The organism is Mammaliicoccus sp. O-M54 (assembly GCF_022386035.1).
GTDB lineage: Bacteria > Bacillota > Bacilli > Staphylococcales > Staphylococcaceae > Mammaliicoccus > Mammaliicoccus sciuri_A.
Map to the genome: position 1 here is coordinate 1 of NZ_JAJNJE010000020.1, position 3,191 is coordinate 3,191.

General features: G+C 37.4%; 2 protein-coding genes. Both read left to right on the top strand.

Features of this window, described 5'->3' with window-relative positions; all coding sequences use genetic code 11:
• On the top strand, window positions 1–1,253 hold a 1,253-nt coding region (locus LQ673_RS14620; protein ID WP_239745101.1), incomplete at its 5' end, for a Rib/alpha-like domain-containing protein.
• 75 nt (window positions 1,254–1,328) lie between these two features.
• Window positions 1,329–3,191 (top strand): fibrinogen-binding adhesin SdrG C-terminal domain-containing protein (locus LQ673_RS14625; RefSeq protein ID WP_239745104.1); only part of this gene is annotated, 1,863 nt, incomplete at its 3' end.

A 3,191-nucleotide genomic window follows, 5' to 3' on the forward strand; every position in this document is an offset into this window, starting at 1 on the left:
AAGCAGACAATGATGCTTACGAACCAACTACAGACGGTGTAACGAAAGATCATGGCACACCAACGACAACAGACGATGTAACAGGTTCAGTCACAATCCCAGACTATCCAACGGATAAAGAACAACCAACAATTACGGTGGATGACGAAACACAATTACCAGATGGCAACACACCAGGCACAACAGAAGTAGATGTGACAGTGACATATCCAGATGGAACAGAAGATCACATAAAAGTACCTGTAACAGTAGGAGAACAAGCAGACAATGATGCTTATGAACCAACAACAGACGGTGTAACAAAAGACAATGGCACACCAACGACAACAGACGATGTAACAGGTTCAGTGACAATCCCAGATTATCCAGCGGATAAAGAACAACCAACAATTACGGTGGATGACGAAACACAATTACCAGACGGAAATACACCAGGTACAACAGAAGTAGATGTAACGGTGACATACCCAGATGGTACACAAGATCACATAAAAGTACCTGTAACAGTAGGAAATGTAAATGACTTACCAGCGCCAACAATTAATCCAATTGATAATGATGATACTGTCATTTCAGGTTCAAATGGTACACCTGGAAATACTATAGTAATTACTTTCCCAGATGGCAGTACTTCAGAAACTGAGATTGATGATAATGGTAATTGGTCTGTAGATATTCCAACTGATGTAGACTTAAATAAAGACGATGAAATTACAGGTATTGAAAAAGATAATAATGGCAATGAATCAGACCCATCTGTTGTAGTTGTTGTCGATACAGACTCTGATAGCGATGCAGATGCAGACAGCGACGCAGACACGGACAGTGATTCAGACTCTGATAGTGATGCAGACGCAGATAGCGATGCAGACGCGGACAGTGATTCAGATTCTGATAGTGATGCAGACGCAGACAGTGACGCAGATGCAGATAGTGATTCAGATTCAGATTCAGACAGCGACGCAGACGCGGACAGTGATTCAGACTCTGTTAGTGACGCAGATGCAGATAGCGACTCAGATTCAGACAGCGATTCAGACGCAGGCATGTCATCAAATGATTCAAACAATAATGGTGGTAATGGTGTTGCTAATCAATTGAATGAAAATAATCAAGATCATAAAGCAAGCCATAACAAACAATTACCTGATACAGGTGAAGAATCAGAAGTTAATACAACTTTAATTGGTGGTTTAATAGCAGGATTGGGTTCATTATTCTTATTCGGTCGTCGTAGAAAAGAAGATAAATAATAATTTAAAAAATAAAGTGGCTAGAACTTTATGTTTAGTCACTTTATTTTTCAATGCATATTAGGAGGAATAAATATGAAAAACAACAAGAAGCACGGTAGTAAAAAGATAGATTTTATACCAAATAGGTATAATAAATACTCAATTAGAAAGTTTACAGTAGGCACTGCTTCGATTTTAGTTGGTTCGGCTTTATTATTTGGAATTGGTAATGAAGCAAAAGCAGATGAACAAAATAGTAATGAAAGTAATCAAGTTGTAAATAGTCAATCTGAAGAATTAAGTGTTAATGAAGAATCTAACAATAGTAGTGACAAACCAGTTGCTGAAGATAATATAAATCAATCTGAAAATAATGAAGAAGCAACACCAGCAAGTGAAGAAACAGAAGAAGCAACACCAGCAAGTGAAGAAACAGAAGAAGCAACACCAGCAAGTGAAGAAACAGAAGAAGCAACACCGGCAAGTGAAGAAACAGAAGAAGCAACACCGGCAAGTGAAGAAACAGAAGAAGCAACGCCAGGAAGTGAAGAAACAGTTAAGCCAGAGACTTCTGCAAATAGTAACGAATCTAGTGAAAATAATGAGAGTGGAGCTTCTTCTTTAAAAGAGAATGAAGATAAAGAAGAATATTCTTTCGCAGCTATTTCTGAGGATGATGTTAATGATCAAATAAAAGTTGGTGAGTTTAACTTTGATAATAAAACTTTATATCCAAATAATTCTGGATACTCAAATATGAGCGCCAAATTTAGTGTTGATGGTCCTGTAAAAGAAGGGGATTATTTCACATTTGTTATTCCAAATAATTTAACGATTGACGGAGATATTGATTATTCAAAAACGGATAACTCTATGAAATTAGTGGATATTAAAAATGCTAATGGAGATATTGTTGCAAAAGGTGAATACAATGTCATTTCTAAAAATGGTAGATATATCTTTACTGACTACGTAAATGGAAAAGAAAATATTAATGGATTTTTTGAATTACCAATTTGGACAGACAGAAAAAATTCTCCTTATTCAGGTAATTATGATGTTCAGTTTGATATAGCTAATCAAAAATTTGATTCAAATATAGATATTGAATATGGAGATCCATCGATGGGGCTTCCAGGTCAAGATGGAGCAAATGTTTCCTCATTCATTACAAAAGTAGATATAGCTTCTGGGGAACGAACTTATAAACAAACTATATATGTAAACTCTAAAAATAATAATTTAAGAGACACTACTGTGACTTTACAGGGGTACCATAATGATCCAAATACAAGTAGTACAATTCTGAATAAAGATGTTACTAAGTTTAAAGTATATAAATTAGCTGATGGTGCACAAGTAACTGACAGCTATTACGTTGATCCTAATAGTCCTAATTATATTGATATTACAGATGATGTATTACCATATGTTTATGATAACGGCGACAACACAATTACTTTCAATTTTGGTGATATTAATGAAACATTTGTAATTACAATCGATGGTGAATATGACGATAGTGGCGAAAATGTTAAGACTCGTGTTATAGAAACAAATAGTGACATTTATGGTGGAAGCAAAAAGTCTTATTATTGGGATAATGAAAATATAGTTCGCTCTGGTGACGGTGGAGCAGATGGAGATGACTCTGACTCAGACGCCGACGCCGATGCAGACAGCGATTCCGACGCAGATAGCGACTCAGATGCAGACAGTGATGCAGACGCAGATAGTGATTCGGACGCAGATAGTGATTCGGACGCAGATAGTGATTCGGACGCAGATAGTGACGCAGACGCAGACAGTGATGCAGACGCAGACAGTGATGCAGACGCAGACAGTGATGCAGATGCAGATAGTGATTCCGACGCAGATAGTGATTCCGAGGCAGAGAGTGACGCAGAGGCTGAGAGAGAGGCAGAGGCAGAGAGAGAAGCAGAAGCGGAGTGGGAG